Raw genomic sequence first — 16,570 nt, forward strand, 5'->3', positions numbered from 1 at the left:
CTAATGCTGAAGTTCAGCTTCTTTCCCTAATTACGGTATTTATTATTTTTCAGCAGCCAGCTGGCGCTTTGATAATAAGCAATGGCTTGTTTAACCAGGCTGTCTTTCAACGGTTCCTTCTGCGCTTTTCCGGTAGTAAAATCAGGTTTGTATTGTTCTATTTGCTGTACAGGCGACTGAATCACCAATGCCCCATTTCTAAGATACCCTAGTCCCTGGTAGGTGCTGATGAACGCCCTTTCATGACCGGCCGGCAGCGTGAAAATATCCTGTCCAAAAAACTTTGAGCGGTAGTTAAATTTTAATAAACCAAGAATAGAAGGCGCAATATCGATCTGGGCCATCAGTCGATCACATTTTTGTGGCTGAATAGTGCCGGGACTGTACATCAGCAAAGGAATATGATAGCCTGTAACGGGTAACTCTACACTACCTGCACTACCCGCGCAATGATCGGCCACTATTACAAACACCGTATTCTTAAACCAGGGTTTTGCGCTGGCTTCCTGAATAAATTTTCCGATAGCATAATCGGTATATTTTACCGCCCCTTCCCTCGCCTGCCGTGAAGGCGGAATATCTATTCTTCCTTCTGGATAGGTGAACGGGCGATGGTTCGATACCGTCATCACATGCGCAAAAAACGGTTTTCCTGTTTTGTAATTGGCATCAAGGTTTTGAAGGGTGAGGGTGAAAAGGTCCTCATCGGCCACACCCCATATATTGGCATAATGAATTTGTTCGGGGCGCAATGCTTTGCGGTCGATGACCTCATAATGATTGCCCGAGAAAAAGGCATTCATGTTATCGAAGTATCCATAACCGCCATACAGGTATTGTGTTATGTAGCCTTTCGATTTAAACACGGCGCCTAATGAAAACATATTTTCATTATCGGGGCGCTTAACGATGCTTTGCCCTGGTGTTGGCGGTATTGACAGCGACAACGCCTCAAGGCCTCGCACGGTTCTGGTTCCGCTGGCATACAAATTGGTGAACAACAGGCTTTTTGTGGCCAGGCTGTCCAGAAAGGGCGTAATATGCTGATCATTGCCAAATGCATTCATAAAATCGGCGCTAAAGCTTTCCACACTTATCAGCACCACGTTCATGGGCTTTTCCGGTTCGGCATAAGAGACCATGCGCTCAATACTGTAGGGATCATCATTTATAAACCGGGTATTGGGCGTAGCCAGTTCCTTACGCACAATGCTGAAGGCTTCTGCATCGGGCAGTACTTTATAAAACTTGTAGAAATCAAGCTCATTATTATTGAAGGCTGTTCCAAATTCAAACAGGCCATTGGCGGCCAGCTCATTGGCATATGCATTATTGCTGAACTTCTTCCATTTATTGGTTGCAAATAAAAATGTGATCACCGGAAAAACCAGCAAAGCCAGGGAAATAACTGTACGCCGGGCAAAAGGAACTTCCTGTTTCAACGACCTGGCAATGGGTCTTCTTAAATACCATACAACCGCAAAAGCCGATACCAACACTCCGGCAATGATCCATACAACAGGATATGATTCCTGAATATTCCCCAGTACTTCGGTTGTATATATCAGATAATCTACAGCAATAAAATTGTACCGGGTCGAAAATTCATTCCAGAAAAAATATTCGCTAATGGCATTAAATAGCAGCAGAAAGGTTATCAGGAAAAAATCGGCATACAGTACATATTTACGCCAATGTGTGCGGAAGACAGGCCCTTTTTGAGCCATTAAAATAAAAATACCAAGCCGTATACCAATAACAGCTACAATACCCCAATGCAAAGCCGCATTATATTCAGCAGGAACAAGCTGGGAAAAAGCAAAAAACAACAGGAGGCCCGCATACAGCAACAGCATCCATTTTCGCCATTTAGGCAGGTAAATAGTTTCGCTGGTTAACCATAGGTGCAATACAAAGGGAATGATAATATAGGAACTCACAGCCAGGTCATAAACCAGCCCAATTCCAAATACGCCCAGCAGATTGGTGATCGTTAAGTCGAATCCTTTACCGGTATACAATAATAAGCCTATTCGTGTTGCACACGAAATGCCCAGAATAATGAATACCAATAACAGGATAATCCCAAAACGATGACCCAGGCCTTTCTGAATGAAGGATCGCAATCGTTGCATGTTTCTTAATGTAAACCGAATTTGTATTAAACTAAATTATAAAGTGCTCTGTTTCAATGCCCCAATAGTTAGTAAAACCAGCCTTTTGCTATTTCCCCCTATCGGCAGGAACAGGATCAGGAAAATTTTTATGGGTCAGGCAACAGGCCATGGCAAAATTACAATGAAAAGGCCCCCCGATTTGCATCGGGGGGCCCGTTAACAAGCGATTAAGAGTTTCTACCAGCCTAAAACATAGGCAAATATGAGTGGCGCCACAATGGTAGCATCACTTTCAACAATATATTTAGGCGTATTAATATCCAGCTTACCCCAGGTGATCTTTTCATTAGGCACAGCTCCGGAATAAGACCCGTATGAAGTAGTTGAATCAGAGATCTGGCAGAAATAGTTCCAGAAAGGCACATCATGCCATTCCAGGTCCTGGTACATCATAGGCACCACGCAAATGGGAAAGTCACCGGCAATACCACCGCCAATTTGGAAAAATCCAACGCCCTTGCCTTCACTGTTCTTCCGGTACCAGTCGGCCAGCCATACCATGTATTCAATACCACTCTTCATAGTGGTAGCTTTCATTTCGTTTTTGATAATATAAGAAGCGAAGATGTTACCCAGGGTACTATCTTCCCAGCCACCCACTACTATGGGCAGGTTCTTTTCAGCGGCTGCGATCATCCAGCTGTCTTTCGTATTGATCTGGTAATTTTTTTCCATTACCTTACTCAACAGCAATTTATACATGAATTCATGCGGAAAATAGCGTTCGCCTTTGGCATCAGCATCTTTCCACAGTTTTACGATGTTATGTTGAATGCTCCGGAAAGCTTCTTCTTCGGGGATACAGGTATCGGTAACACGGTTCAGTCCCTGCTCCAGTAATTCCCACTCCTGTTGTGGTGTAAGGTCGCGGTAGTTGGGAATGCGTTTATAATGATCATGTGCTACCAGGTTCATAATATCCTCTTCGAGGTTAGCACCGGTGCAGCTGATGATATGCACTTTATCCTGGCGTATCATTTCAGCCAGCGAAACACCCAGTTCGGCGGTGCTCATGGCGCCCGCCAGTGTAACCATCATTTTTCCACCTTCCAGTAAATGGGTTTCATATCCCTGAGCTGCATCAACGAGGGCAGCAGCATTAAAATGCCGGTAATGATGTTGTATAAATTGCGAAATGGGTCCTTTGCTCATGATCAGTTTTTTTGTGGCGGCAAAGGTAGGGAATCGGGGGGCAATTAGCAATGGGCAATTGGCAGAGGCCAACAGGCAATTGTTGAATGCTGGTTCTGGTCCTAAGCGAGCGGCCGAAGTAAGAGGTAAGAAGTAAGAAAAACTTAATACCTCTTACTTCTTATTTCTTACTTCACATAAAACAAAGGCCCCCGAAAAATCAGGAGCCTTTTCTTTCCAACTAAAACCAACTATAAGAAAAACCTTTAATTACACAGTTTATTTCTTTTCCTTACTAAATACATCCCAGCCATTGGTTCCGATTGATTTTAGTACAATCTTGTAATCACTGTTCACCAGCGTTACATAATACCCACTCTCATTATTGGCGGCCATTTCAAACAGATCGGTTATCCAGTAATTATTGTAATTCTTTTTAAGATCGGTCAACAGGTTAATAGGCAGCTGGCCCGATACAATGTTGCGGGTAACACCTAACAGGCGGCCATCCTGGCCATAATACGCATACACAACCTGTTCATTCAATGTAAAGGTGGCTTTTACAAATTCTTTGGCATTTGCCCATTGTACATTTTGCGCACCGGCAAATTCTTTCTGGAAAGCGTTGATGATACGTTGATTCACTTCTTCGTTACCATTAGCAAAAGCACTGCTGATGCCTGTTACTAATACAAATACGCCAATGAGGATCTTGTTTTTCATGATGCTATTTTTACTTTGTTCTAATGATTGGGCATAGTATTGCATCCTGGCTATTTGGATGCCACTGCCCGGTTTGTTTTTTAATTACTAATTATTGTTTTGAAGCGGTATGAAATATATGTAGCAGTTTATTGAAAATTGTTACAGGGAACGTCAATACTTTTTTTGGCTACATCACCACTATTATAAATGGGATCAACTGTCAGCGTCACCCAATACTATACGCGAAGCGGGAATCTGTTTCATGGCTATACTTTTTTTAAACGTGAACTAATCAGGTTCTTTATCGATTAGTCGACACAAAAATAGCCGAGGTTACACTGGTATCACGAAAATTATGACTAATGGTGCCGTATGTTAAGCCAGTTTAAACAATTTGTGGCCCCGATTGTTATAGAAACCGGTGTAATGCAGGCTGGTAAAGGGTTGCAGCCAATTGTTTAAATATTTCCTAAATCAGGGTTAACCTATCGTTAAAATGGAATTGTGGAAATAAGCAGGATTAAAAAAGTTCAATATTATTAATTCTTTTTTCCTTTTTTCTACCTAAAACCCGGCGTAAAACGTTATATTGTCATTACAACAATCATATCTATTGAATTACCTGGCGCACGCATATTTATCATTTAATCAGCCACCTATACTGGCCGGCAATCTTTTCAGCGATTTTGTGAAGGGAAAGCAGGTTAACCAGTATCCTGAAGAGGTGCAGAAAGGTATTTTATTGCACCGGGCCATCGATTCTTTCACCGATGAGCATGCCGCTACCAGAGAGGCCAAAAACATCTTTAAACCACATTACCGGTTATACAGCGCGGCTTTTATTGATGTATCGTACGACCATTTTCTGGCAAACGACTGGCAACAGTTCACCGACGACTCTTTATCTGAATTCTCGCAACAGGTTTATGATTCGCTCGATAAATACCTCGACCTTTGCCCTGAACCCTTCAAACGAATGTTCCCTTACATGAAACAGCAGAACTGGCTGTATAATTACCGCAACCGGTCGGGCATTGAAAAAAGCTTTGCCGGTGTGGTGCACCGGGCGGCCTATTTAACCGATAGCCAAACGGCCTTCAAACTGTTTGAGGACAATTACCACAAGCTGCAGCAATACTATGCCGACTTCTTTCCGGCCCTGCATCAGTTCGCCTACCATAGATTGCAAAATATGTAAGCAATTAAAATCCTTTTAAAAGTTATTCACGCCGAAGGAATTTTTATCTCCCGAACGTTTAATGGTTATAAAGTGTTAGCAGGGAATCTGTGTAACTTTTATTTTTGCCGATTAATTGCAAACCAAGGGGGATGCCACACCATTCCAAAGAATGCCGTTCGCATACAACGCATCGCCCCATTTAAAACGTCTTAACACCTAAAAACTAAGAAGATGAAGCAGTTGGTGGTCTTGATTTTTGGATTAACCATATCGTGCGCAACCGTTGAAGCCCAGTTTAAACCCCTTGCCCTGGATAAATCGCCTATGGATGCAAGCTATTTTCCGGCCAATTTTCCCATTTTAAAGATCCAGAATAAAGCCACCGACCCCCTGGTAGCCCGCGTATTGTATAGCAGGCCGCAAAAAAATGGACGTAATGTATTCGGCGACCTCATTGAATATGGCAAGGTATGGCGGCTGGGCGCTAATGAAGCCACTGAAATTGAACTGTATAAAGATGTAAAAATTGATAATACCCGACTGAAAAAAGGCCGGTACAGCATGTATGCCATTCCCTACCAGGATAAATGGACGCTGATCTTTAACAGAGAAACCGATATTTGGGGGGCTTTTCAATACGACGACAAAAAAGATGTGCTGCGCACAGAAATAAAACTCGAAAAACAACAGGAACCAGTTGAGGCTTTTACCCTGCTTTTCGATAAAACCGATTCCGGCGCCAATATGATTATGGCCTGGGATAATGTGAAAGCCACTTGTCCGATCACCTTTATAAAATAAAATCATGCAGACCAGGCAATTGATCAAGCTTTGTTCTTTAGTATGGATATTGGCCCTTTTAGCAGGTTGTGACGGGAATACCAGTTCAGATAATAGTAATACTGTAACTATTAACCCCTCAACAACCACCAAACAACCTTCGGAAAAAGATCTGCAGCCTGGATTGGATAAGTCGCCCATGGATATGAGCTATTATCCGGTTGATTATCCCAAATTGAAAATGGCGGGTAATGTGAAAGAACCCCTCGTTGCCCGGGTCATTTACAGCCGGCCGCAAAAGAACGGGCGTACCATTTTTGGTGAGCTCATAAAATATGGTTCAGTATGGCGGCTGGGGGCCAATGAAGCCACTGAGATCGAGTTTTTTAAGGACGTTGCCATTACCGACAAAAAAGTACAGAAGGGCCGCTACGTTATTTACTGCATTCCCCATGAAAATAACTGGACGCTGGTGCTCAATGATGACCTGTATACCTGGGGGTTAAAGATCGACTCAACGAAAGACGAATATAAATTCACCATTCCCATTGCAAAAACACGTTTCCCCTACGAACTGTTTACCATGGAGTTTGAAAAAGCCAACAAGGGTATGCAACTGATCATGGAATGGGATAGCGTGAAGGCGAGTTTGCCAATTACCTGGTAAGTACTCCCATTTTTTTCTATCTTGTTGTTATGTGTGGTATTGCAGGTATTATAACCCATAATGCGGATCTGTTATCCGTTACCCGCCTTAAAAAAATGACCGGGGCATTGGCGCACCGCGGCCCCGATGGCGACGGACACTGGATCAATGCAAACAATACCACCGGCTTTGGCCATCGCCGGTTAGCCATCATTGACCTGGCACCAACCGGCGCCCAACCCATGCATTATGGGAACCGGTATACCATCATCCACAACGGAGAAATTTATAACTACCTTGAAATAAGGGAACTATTACAGCAAAAAGGGTATCAATTCTTCAGCCAATCCGATACTGAAGTAATAATGGCCGCTTATGATCATTACAAAAGCGATTGCCTGCAATACTTCGACGGCATGTTTGCGTTTGCCATTTGGGACCAACAGGAGCAAACCCTGTTTGCCGCCCGCGACCGGTTTGGTGAAAAGCCATTCTATTATTATTTCGATGGCGACCAGTTCGTATTTGCCAGCGAAATGAAGGCCTTATGGGCAATTGGCATTGAAAAACAGATCAATGAAAAAATGTTTTTCAATTACTTCACGCTGGGCTATACCCAAAACCCCGCCAATGCCGAAGAAACCTTTTATACCGGCATCAACAAACTGCCGGCCCGCTCTTTTATCCGTTATCATTTACCCGAACGCCGCATCACCCGCTCGCTATACTGGAACATTGATGTAGATTTTGTTGATGAAGCCATCACCGATCAAAAGGCCATTGCACAGTTCACTGAATTGTTTAACCAGTCGGTACAAAGAAGATTGCGAAGCGATGTACCGGTAGGCACCTCCTTAAGCGGTGGGCTCGATAGTTCGTGCGTGCTGGCCGCTATCAAGGACATAGGTGCAGGGAAGTACAAAACATTTTCTGCCATATTCCCCGGATTTAAAAATGATGAATCAGGCGCTATCAATTGCACCACGGCTCATTTTGCTGTTCAAAACTATACGGTACAACCGAACGCCGGTCAGCTGATTGGCGATCTTGAAAAAATATGTTATCATCAGGAAGAGCCTTTTCAATCGGCCAGCGTTATTGCCCAGTATTATGTATATGAACTGGCCCGCCAACACCAGGTAACTGTATTGCTCGATGGGCAGGGCGCCGATGAAATACTCGCCGGCTATCATAAATATTACCACTGGTACTGGCAACAACTGTTCAGGGAGAACAAAGGGACCCTGCATCATGAATTAAACACAGCCCATTCTTTAGGCATAAAAGAATCCTGGGGCATTAAAAATAAACTGGCGGCAGCTATGCCCTCCTATGCCGGTTGGTATTTGCGGCGCCAGCGGACCCGCCAGCAGCTGAAGGCGCACGATCTTTCTGCAACATTTATAAAAACATACGGAGAATCTTATTACGATATTGCCCATTTTGATGAATTGAACAACGTGCTTTATTACAACACGTTTGTGAACGGATTGGAAGAATTGTTGCGCTATGCCGACAGGAACTCCATGGCGCATGGAACAGAAGTGCGCTTACCCTTTTTAAATCATGAACTGGTAAAGCTGTTATTCTCCCTTCCCGCCCGCTTCAAGATCAGGGATGGCTATACCAAATGGTTGTTGCGCAAGAGTATGGAAGCGAAGTTACCGAAAGGGCTGTCCTGGCGAACCGATAAAATAGGGTTTGAACCGCCCCAGCAACAATGGATGAATGATAAACGGTTACAGGAATATATACACGAATCGAAGAAGATACTTGTTAAACAGGGTATGTTGAAAGCCCGGGTTTTACAAAAAAAAATTCAGCCGCAAGAGGCCCATGCGGCTGATAATTATGACTGGCGCTACCTGGTAGCCGCGCAGCTATTGCGCTAAAATTTATAAAACACCTTGAGCGCTTTGCCTGGTTACACATAGCCCAATGCTCAAGGTGTATTTAAACCAACGCTGCAGCTTTTATACTTTTTTATATTTTTCTGTTTGTTCACAGTTGCCGTCGGCATCAACTTTTATTGTGTACCAATGGGTGCTATCTTCCAGCTTAATGTAATAGGCTATCAGGTTGTTATGAGTAACTTCTGTTACGCCGAACAATTTTTTCCTTGGGTATTCTTTATTAACCTTGTTCATGATGAAGAATGGCAATAACTGCGGAGCATAATAACGAATAGAGCTCATCATATTGCCCTCTTTGTCGTAGTTCACTTTTGCCCTGATGCCGCCGCTTACAAAACTCACCGCAAAGTAAGAGGGGAATTCTTCCCAGCGAACTTCCTGGGCGCTGGTAAAGGTTTCGTTGAATGCTTTTAAAACTTTTTCGTTGGGATCAAATGGATCGAATGCGTAAGTACTACCCGCTGTAACCAGCGCGGCAAACAAGATGGTGATCACTTTTTTCATGGCTTATACTATTTATGCGTGATTGATGCACCAAATGTATAATGTATAAAAGCCGAAGTCAAGATAATTAGTACCGGCGGGCGGGTCATGACAAGATCTACGAACTCTTTCGCACATTTTGCCCTGATAAGCGTTCTACTGATTGCGGCAAATGCAGGCTGACAAACGGTTTGCAAAATGTTTCAGTTAATTTCAGCTGCCGGGTTAAGCTTCTGTTAAACTGGAAATCCGGATTATTAACAGGCATTATAAAGGGGGTGGGCGAAGTGTAGCTGGTATTAATTCCGCATCTTTGCAGCAGTTCAATTACCATTCAATAAATCATTTATACAGAAGAAGATATGAAACCTGGAACAAAATGCATACATGCAGGAGCAGAACCCGATCCATCAACCGGGGCTATTATGACCCCTATTTACCAAACATCCACCTTTGTACAGGCCGCACCCGGCAAACATAAAGGGTTTGAATATGCCCGTTCACAGAACCCAACGCGGTTTGCCCTGGAAGAAGCGCTGGCCGTGCTCGAGAACGGAAAATTTGGGCTGGCCTTTAGCAGTGGAGTGGCCGCTACTGATGCCGTAATAAAATTGTTACAACCTGGCGACGAGGTCATTGCAGCCAACGATATGTATGGCGGAACCTATCGCCTGTTCACCAAAATATTTGAAAGGTTTGGTATCCACTTCCATTATGTGAACATGCAGGAAGCTGATAATATAAAAACTTATATCAACAAGAACACAAAGCTTATATGGACGGAAACACCCACCAACCCGCTCATCAATATTGTTGACATTGCAGCAGTGGCCGCCATTGCAAAAGCCAATAACCTGCTGCTGTGTGTTGACAACACTTTCGCTTCCCCTTATTTGCAAAACCCACTCGATCTGGGAGCAGATATTGTAATGCACTCCGCTACCAAATACCTCGGGGGGCACAGCGATGTTATTCAGGGCGCTTTGGTCATGAACGATCAGGCCCTGCGCGACCAGCTGTACTTCATTCAAAAAAGCTGTGGCGCCGTACCGGGCCCCATGGATTGCTTTTTGGTGTTGCGCGGTATCAAAACCCTGCATGTACGTATGGAAAGACATTGTGAGAATGGCGAGAAAATAGCGCAGTTCCTGCGTAATCATCCCAAAGTTGGGCATGTATACTGGTGCGGGTTTACTGACCACCCGGGTTATGCCATCGCAAAAAAGCAAATGCGCGGCTTTGGTGGCATGATCAGTTTTACGTTGAAAGACGATAGTGTTGAAACAGCCATGAAATTATTATCATCAACCAAAGTATTTTCGCTGGCCGAAAGCCTGGGTGGCGTTGAGTCGCTGATCAACCACCCGGCCACCATGACGCATGCTTCCATTCCGCGTGAAGAACGCATAAAGAACGGCTTGAGCGATTCCCTCATCAGGCTTAGCGTAGGTATTGAAGATGCCGAAGATCTTATTGAAGACCTGAAATCTGCTATAGGCTAACCAGCATCCTGAGCGTCCTGAGCGAAGTCGAAGGATCAAAGGGTCGCAACAAAAAGCGTTAAGCGCGTGTTTGCCTACCGCCGGAAAGTGGAAACACGGTTAAACCAGACATAAACAATGAAACAGCCATCTTTAAAAGATTTTCTGAACCGGAAAACGGAGGAATACAATCAACCTTCGTTCATAAAAGATGATCCTGTTTCAATACCGCATTTATTCAGGCGGCAACCCGATATTGAAATAGCCGGCTTTTTTGCAGCTGTTTTTGCCTGGGGGAACCGCACCACAATCATCAAAAAATCACTTGAACTGATGCAGGCGATGGATATGGCGCCGCATCAGTTCATTCTGCAACATGATGATAATGCATTGAAAAAACTGCTGGCGTTCAAACACCGCACTTTCAACACCACCGATCTGCTGTACTTCATTGAGTTTTTAAGATCCCATTATTCAAAACATAAAAGCCTTGAAACAGCTTTTACCCGCTGCATGGAAAAGAACGATGCTACGGTTGAAAACGGCCTGGCGGGTTTTCACCATTATTTTTTTTCGTTGGAACATGTGCCGGCCCGCACCCGCAAACACATTGCAACGCCTGAAAAAAATTCTACCTGTAAACGGTTGAACATGTTCCTGCGCTGGATGGTGCGCCAGGATAATGGTGGTGTTGATTTTGGCATCTGGAAAACCATTTCACCCGCCCAGCTTATTTGCCCTATCGACCTGCACGTTGCCCGGGTTGCCAAACGGTTTAATCTGTTACCGCGCAAACAGATCGACTGGCAGGCCGCGCTTGAGCTTACAACCTGTTTGCGCCAACTTGATGCTGCTGACCCGGTAAAATATGATTTTGCTTTGTTTGGACTGGGCGTGGTGGAAAAATTCTGATCACCTTGCCTGCTTCGGATTGAACTTTCTTAAATTATAAGTAAAGCTCAGCAGAAAGTATTGCTGCAGTACCTGTGTTTGGCGGTCTTCAATATAAGTTTGGGTAATGCTACGGTATACACCGGCATTCTGTTTTAAAATATCGTATACAGCCAATCTTAACATACCCTGTTGTTTTTTAAACAGCAAACAATTCACGGCAGCACTCCACATGGTAACACTTTTATTGAATCCCGGCGCTATCTGGCTGTTATAACTATACTGCAGGTTATTTTCCAGTATTAACCATTTCGGCTGGTTCCAGAAAGCGCTCAGCGAAAGCGTTTTTGTATTGAATGCCGCACCGGCCACCGACTCAGAAGAATATTTCGTTTTGTTATACCGGATGTTAAAAGTGGGCATAATGCTCAATTGTTGCTTATAAGTAAAGTTGAGCCCAATTGATTGAGAAAAACTATAGGCGTTGGAAGTTATGTTCACTTTATTCGAAAAGGTATTATTGCGGTTATAATAGCCGTTGCTGCCCAGGTTCATCCGCAACAATATGTCCCTTCTTTTCCAGGATTGGCTGAACTGCAGGTTACCCGACATTCCGTAATTACCATTTACATTAACGGGCTGACTGTATTGCTTTCCCACGTCATCGTACCAGGTTTGATAAATGATCTGGTTTTGCGTTGTATTAAAGGTGAGGCCCGTGAACCAGTAACTGTTCCCTTTTGACTCACGTACCTGCAAATTGAGGTTATGAAAAAAAGAGGGTTTCAGATCGGGATTACCCAATTGCACATACAACGGATTGCTGTTATCGGGAACCGGTTGTAATTGTTGAATGCTGGGCTGCTGGCTGCGGCCATTATAATAAACGGAAACATTACCGGTTTTGCTGAAATTATAACCCAGGTTGGCTGAAGGCGTAATATTCACATAGCTTTGATGCAACAGGGTTCCTGTAGTCACTGAAAGATTGTCCTGCTTCAATATTTGTATCCCTGAACCAATGGAAGCCCGGTACTGGTCCTTATTAAAATTAAGGCTTACATCAGGTGTATGTGCTTCGTTGGTATTTCGAAAAGCGTTGGTAAATGCGGTATCTTCCACATCATATTTACCGGTAACGGGGTTAAGCCGGTTGGTGAGTTTATCTGAAATATTGTTATTCTGGTTATAATTATACCTGAATATGGCATTGATATATTTGGTCACTGGCTCAGAGTAGGTGGCAGTAAAAGTGAGCACCTTTCCCGTATTCCTTGCATCACTTCGCTGGTTTACCAGGTCGGTACTGTCAGGCACCGCATTCTTATAAAAATCATTCTGCCCAATATTGTCGCTAACAGATCTTTGATTGTTATAGTTATAATTAAACCCAAACGTTACTCCCCGGCCCTGTTTTCTGAAACGATGGCTAAAGAAGATCTCGGTGCTGATATTTGAACCATTTCCTGTTGTGCTATAAGTGTTCTCACTCGTATTGATCAGCTGCCCACTCATTTGTGTTGAGGCAGCCTGTTTTGTACTCACCATATCGCTCTTATTAGTGTTCACATATGAATTCACATTCACTTCGGTGAGGGTATCAATAGTATAACTGGCATTAAGCGAGAACCGGTGGTTGAGGTATTCATTCACATTGTCATTATCGGCATCGTACAGGAAAGTAGTATCGGGTAATCTGTTTTCCCGGTGCACTTTCGATAAGTTATCGGTGTGGCTTTTATTATAGAAATAGCTGCCTGTTAATTTTAACTGGCTGCCAACGTTCTCACTGAAATTCAATCCGCCCGATGCGGAGCGGGTTAATCCCCCGCCACCGCCATCGAGGGTACTGCGACTGTTGTTAATATCGAAATCTCCGCCCGAATTACCGCGGTTTGTATTGTTGGCATTACCAATAAGGCTGAACTGTTTTGAGCCATTGAAAAAATTGATCATGCCACCACCTTCATAACGTTCATTGGTGCCATAACCCGCGCTAACCCTTCCAAACCATCCCTTTTGCACATCCTTTCGCAGGGTAAGGTTTATTGCCAGGTCTTCATTGCCATTAGTGGTTTTATTAAAGCGTGCTTCACGGCTTTTATTATCTACCACCTGCAGTTTATCAATAATATCCTTGGGCAGATTTTTAATGGCGATTTTGGGATCGCCGCCAAAGAACTCCCGGCCATCGACCATAATTTTCGACACCTTTTTCCCATTGATGGTAATGTTTCCATCTTTATCAACCTCTACACCGGGCAATTGTTTTAACAGATCTTCCACCATCGCATTAGGCAGCGTCTTAAATGCAGTAACATTGAATTCAAGGGTATCTGGTTTTACCGATACGGGCGGTCGCAATGCGGTTACAGTCACCGCCTTCAGTTCGTTAAATGATTTAACCAACAGAATGGTATCAAGCAGCAGGTCTTTTTTATCGGGGGTCAGCTTTATGAATTTAGTAAATACTTCATATCCACGGTTCGTTATGACCAGGGTACAATTGATGTTCAGCGGAATATCAGTAATGGTAAATTCGCCTTTGTGATTGCTTAACGCATAATTAACAAGCGAGGAATCTGATGTAAGATATACGGCTATTGAAGTAGATTCGAGCGAATGGCGGCTTAATGAATCTGTAACCGTACCTTTGATACTGCCATAGCGGTTACGTTGTGCCTGCACGCAGGTACTTAAAAAAAGTAAGCAAACAATTATCCCAGCACTCCAACGCATGTCCGGAGAATAAGGTTAAAATGTTACAAGAAGTGAGGGTCTTTGAATGCTATCTTTTGAAATACGCCATTCGCTCCTGGCGCATCTCATTGTAAAAATAGTCAATTGATGCCACATGCAGGAAACCGGTTGTAAAAAATATTTGGCACATTTTGCTGGGCGCCAATTGTGTGATTTATTTTTTTTATGTAAAATGAATTTATTTCCAACACATGCAATTGCCTGAAGAAAATATCCCTTTGTTGCAGCAGGAACTGAGCAATGATTTTAACCTTCCTGTCACAAATAATAAACAACAGTTAATTGATGCCCTGGCAGAAGGCATAAACCATTTGATACAGGCTAATTTTACCCGCCTTGTTAATTTCTTATACCGAATTGATATTTCAGAAAAAACGCTCAGGGAAACGCTGGAGAACCAGGCCGATAAAGATGCCGGCATTTTGATCGCTGAACTGATCATAGAAAGACAATTGCAAAAACAAAAAATGCGGGCCCGGTTCAAATCGCAGGAGAATATTCCGGATGACGATAAATGGTGAATAATTCCTAAGTTCGCTACATGAACCTGACTGAGGTAGCCACCTGGCGGCAGGCGCGTGATTTTATAGACCTGCCAAAAAGATTATATAAAAACGATCCGAACTGGATATGCCCATTGGACAGTGATGTGGAAGCAATATTTGACCCTTCCCGCAACGTATTTTTTTCTCATGGCATTTGTAAACGCTGGCTACTAACCAACAAACAGGGTGAGTATATAGGCCGTATAGCAGCCTTTATCAATCACGAAAAAGCATTTAAGAACCCACAACCAACAGGCGGAGTGGGCTTTTTTGAATGTATTCAGGATGAAAAAGCCGCATTTTTATTGCTCGATACAGCCAAAGCATGGTTGAAAAACAATGGTATGGAAGCCATGGATGGCCCCATCAATTTTGGCGAAAATGATAAATACTGGGGCTTGCTGATACATGGGTTCAAACCACCAAGCCTGGGTATGAATTATAACCTCCCCTACTATAAAGATTTTTTTGAATCATACGGTTTTACAAAACTCTATGATCAGTTCACTAATTTTCTGGATGCCACTAACCCGCTGCCCGAACGGTTCACTCGCATTGCCGACTGGGTAATGAAAAAGCCTGATTATAGTTTCCGGCATTTTAGCAAGGCGCAGTTCGACCAGTTTGCCGCCGACTTCCGGGAGATCTATAACGATGCATGGAGCGATTTTGAGAATTTCACACCCATTGAAATGGGCACTATTAAAGAATCGTTCCGGCAAATGAAGGCTATCATGGATGAAAAAATAATCTGGTTTGCCTATTATAAAAATGAACCAATTGCCGTAGTGCTTTGTTTGCCCGATGTAAACCAGGTATTGAAACATGTACATGGCAAACTAAACCTGTGGGGTAAGCTAAAATTCTTCTGGTACTCAAAAACCATGACGGTCGACCGGCTGCGGATCATTATTATGGGGTGCAAGAAAAAGTTCCAGAACCATGGTATTGAATCAGCCCTCATTCGTTGTTTGCAACTGGAAGTTTTGCCGCGCAATACCATAACAGGTGTTGAACTGGCCTGGGTGGGAGACTTTAACGACAAAATGCTCGCCCTGCACGAAGCCACCGGCGCTAAACAGGATAAAATACACCGCACCTACCGGTATTTATTTAGTTAAAGGGGTTAACCTGTTAAACCCGATAAGTAAAGGGGTATTCTTATCAACTATCCTTTAAACATCAGGTCTTTCACCTTCTCTTTATCTTCCTTTTCCTTTTTCAGATCGAACATGGTTCCAAAAACCCGGTCCCAGATAGTAGTACTAACACCATAGCCCTTGTTCTCATCTTTATAATGGTGCAGGTGGTGGTTCCGCCAAAGAGGTTTCATCCATTTAAAGGGCGGATTCCAGGCGTGAATGGCATAATGCATACTGCCGTATAGTAAATACCCGAGAATGAACCCGGGGAAGAACATAAACACATTTTCCCTTATCATGAGGTACATCAGGAAAAAAATAGCCGAAGCCATAATAATACTGGGTACCGGGGGCAAAAATAACCGTTGTTTATCCCGTGGATAATGATGGTGGTTTCCATGCATGGTGTACACAAACTTTTGCACCCGTGGGTTCTCGCTCACCAGGTGGTACAGGAAACGGTGGGCTATATACTCAAAGAAGGTCCAGAACAATAGGGCCCCAATAAATGTAAGCGCGATCCGCATGGCCGAAAAGCCGAAATGATCACCGCTGTAATATAACATGTAAATGATCACCGGAATATACATGCCCCATATAACCAGGGGATGTGTTTTGGTGAGCATCTCAAGGTATTGGTTCTGAAACAAGCGTGCCTGTCCTTTATTATGTATCTTCTCAAATTTCATAACCGTGTAATTGAGGCAAAAATACAAAAATCATTTACTTACAAATG

14 protein-coding genes are annotated in these 16,570 nt (G+C 43.5%); 8 read left to right on the forward strand and 6 right to left on the reverse strand.

From position 1 onward, the window contains the following. Positions 1–26: 26 nt before the first annotated feature. The 3 genes from A3860_RS01495 to A3860_RS01505 form a co-directional block, all read right to left on the reverse strand. Positions 27–2,135, reverse strand: coding sequence for an LTA synthase family protein (locus A3860_RS01495; RefSeq protein ID WP_081144755.1), 2,109 nt, complete (start codon positions 2,133–2,135; stop codon positions 27–29). 219 nt (positions 2,136–2,354) lie between these two features. Continuing rightward, positions 2,355–3,329 carry a deoxyhypusine synthase family protein gene (locus tag A3860_RS01500; RefSeq protein WP_081144756.1) on the reverse strand — a complete coding sequence of 325 codons (975 nt, stop codon included), beginning with the start codon at positions 3,327–3,329 and terminating at the stop codon, positions 2,355–2,357. A 258-nt stretch (positions 3,330–3,587) separates the two neighbouring features. After that, positions 3,588–4,031, reverse strand: coding sequence for a hypothetical protein (locus A3860_RS01505; protein ID WP_143773893.1), 444 nt, complete (start codon positions 4,029–4,031; stop codon positions 3,588–3,590). Positions 4,032–4,602: 571 nt separating this feature from the next. On the opposite strand from A3860_RS01505, the gene A3860_RS01510 reads away from it, so the two are divergent. The 4 genes from A3860_RS01510 (at position 4,603) to asnB (ending at position 8,511) form a co-directional block, all read left to right on the forward strand. Beyond that, positions 4,603–5,211, forward strand: a complete 609-nt coding sequence (locus A3860_RS01510; protein ID WP_245843450.1) for an acyl carrier protein phosphodiesterase — start codon at positions 4,603–4,605, stop codon at positions 5,209–5,211. A gap of 213 nt (positions 5,212–5,424) precedes the next feature. After that, positions 5,425–5,994, forward strand: a complete 570-nt coding sequence (locus A3860_RS01515) for a DUF2911 domain-containing protein (protein WP_081144759.1) — start codon at positions 5,425–5,427, stop codon at positions 5,992–5,994. Positions 5,995–5,998: 4 nt separating this feature from the next. After that, positions 5,999–6,640, forward strand: a complete 642-nt coding sequence (locus A3860_RS01520) for a DUF2911 domain-containing protein (protein WP_245843451.1) — start codon at positions 5,999–6,001, stop codon at positions 6,638–6,640. Positions 6,641–6,669: 29 nt separating this feature from the next. Then, positions 6,670–8,511, forward strand: a complete 1,842-nt coding sequence (gene asnB, locus A3860_RS01525) for an asparagine synthase (glutamine-hydrolyzing) (protein WP_081144761.1) — start codon at positions 6,670–6,672, stop codon at positions 8,509–8,511. Between the two features lie 81 nt (positions 8,512–8,592). On the opposite strand, the gene A3860_RS01530 is transcribed toward asnB, so the two are convergent. Beyond that, positions 8,593–9,036, reverse strand: a complete 444-nt coding sequence (locus A3860_RS01530; RefSeq protein ID WP_081144762.1) for a hypothetical protein — start codon at positions 9,034–9,036, stop codon at positions 8,593–8,595. A 341-nt stretch (positions 9,037–9,377) separates the two neighbouring features. Here A3860_RS01530 and A3860_RS01540 point away from each other — a divergent pair, with 341 nt between their 5' ends. Together A3860_RS01540 and A3860_RS01545 are read left to right on the forward strand one after the other, a co-directional pair. After that, positions 9,378–10,517 (forward strand): cystathionine gamma-synthase, encoded by a 1,140-nt coding sequence (locus A3860_RS01540; RefSeq protein WP_081144764.1) that lies wholly within the window; start codon positions 9,378–9,380, stop codon positions 10,515–10,517. Between the two features lie 117 nt (positions 10,518–10,634). Further along, positions 10,635–11,408 carry a TIGR02757 family protein gene (locus A3860_RS01545; protein ID WP_081144765.1) on the forward strand — a complete coding sequence of 258 codons (774 nt, stop codon included), beginning with the start codon at positions 10,635–10,637 and terminating at the stop codon, positions 11,406–11,408. Here A3860_RS01545 and A3860_RS01550 read toward each other — a convergent pair whose 3' ends face one another. After that, positions 11,409–14,126, reverse strand: a complete 2,718-nt coding sequence (locus A3860_RS01550) for an outer membrane beta-barrel protein (RefSeq protein ID WP_081144766.1) — start codon at positions 14,124–14,126, stop codon at positions 11,409–11,411. It abuts the gene before it with no gap. A 212-nt stretch (positions 14,127–14,338) separates the two neighbouring features. On the opposite strand from A3860_RS01550, the gene A3860_RS01555 reads away from it, so the two are divergent. Then, positions 14,339–14,668 carry a hypothetical protein gene (locus tag A3860_RS01555; protein WP_081144767.1) on the forward strand — a complete coding sequence of 110 codons (330 nt, stop codon included), beginning with the start codon at positions 14,339–14,341 and terminating at the stop codon, positions 14,666–14,668. Positions 14,669–14,688: 20 nt separating this feature from the next. Next, positions 14,689–15,813, forward strand: coding sequence for an N-acetyltransferase (locus tag A3860_RS01560; RefSeq protein WP_081144768.1), 1,125 nt, complete (start codon positions 14,689–14,691; stop codon positions 15,811–15,813). A gap of 47 nt (positions 15,814–15,860) precedes the next feature. On the opposite strand, the gene A3860_RS01565 is transcribed toward A3860_RS01560, so the two are convergent. Continuing rightward, positions 15,861–16,523 (reverse strand): sterol desaturase family protein, encoded by a 663-nt coding sequence (locus A3860_RS01565; protein ID WP_081144769.1) that lies wholly within the window; start codon positions 16,521–16,523, stop codon positions 15,861–15,863. Between the last annotated feature and the right edge of the window lie 47 nt (positions 16,524–16,570).

This window comes from Niastella vici (assembly GCF_002077945.1).
GTDB classification, from domain to species: Bacteria; Bacteroidota; Bacteroidia; order Chitinophagales; family Chitinophagaceae; genus Niastella; species Niastella vici.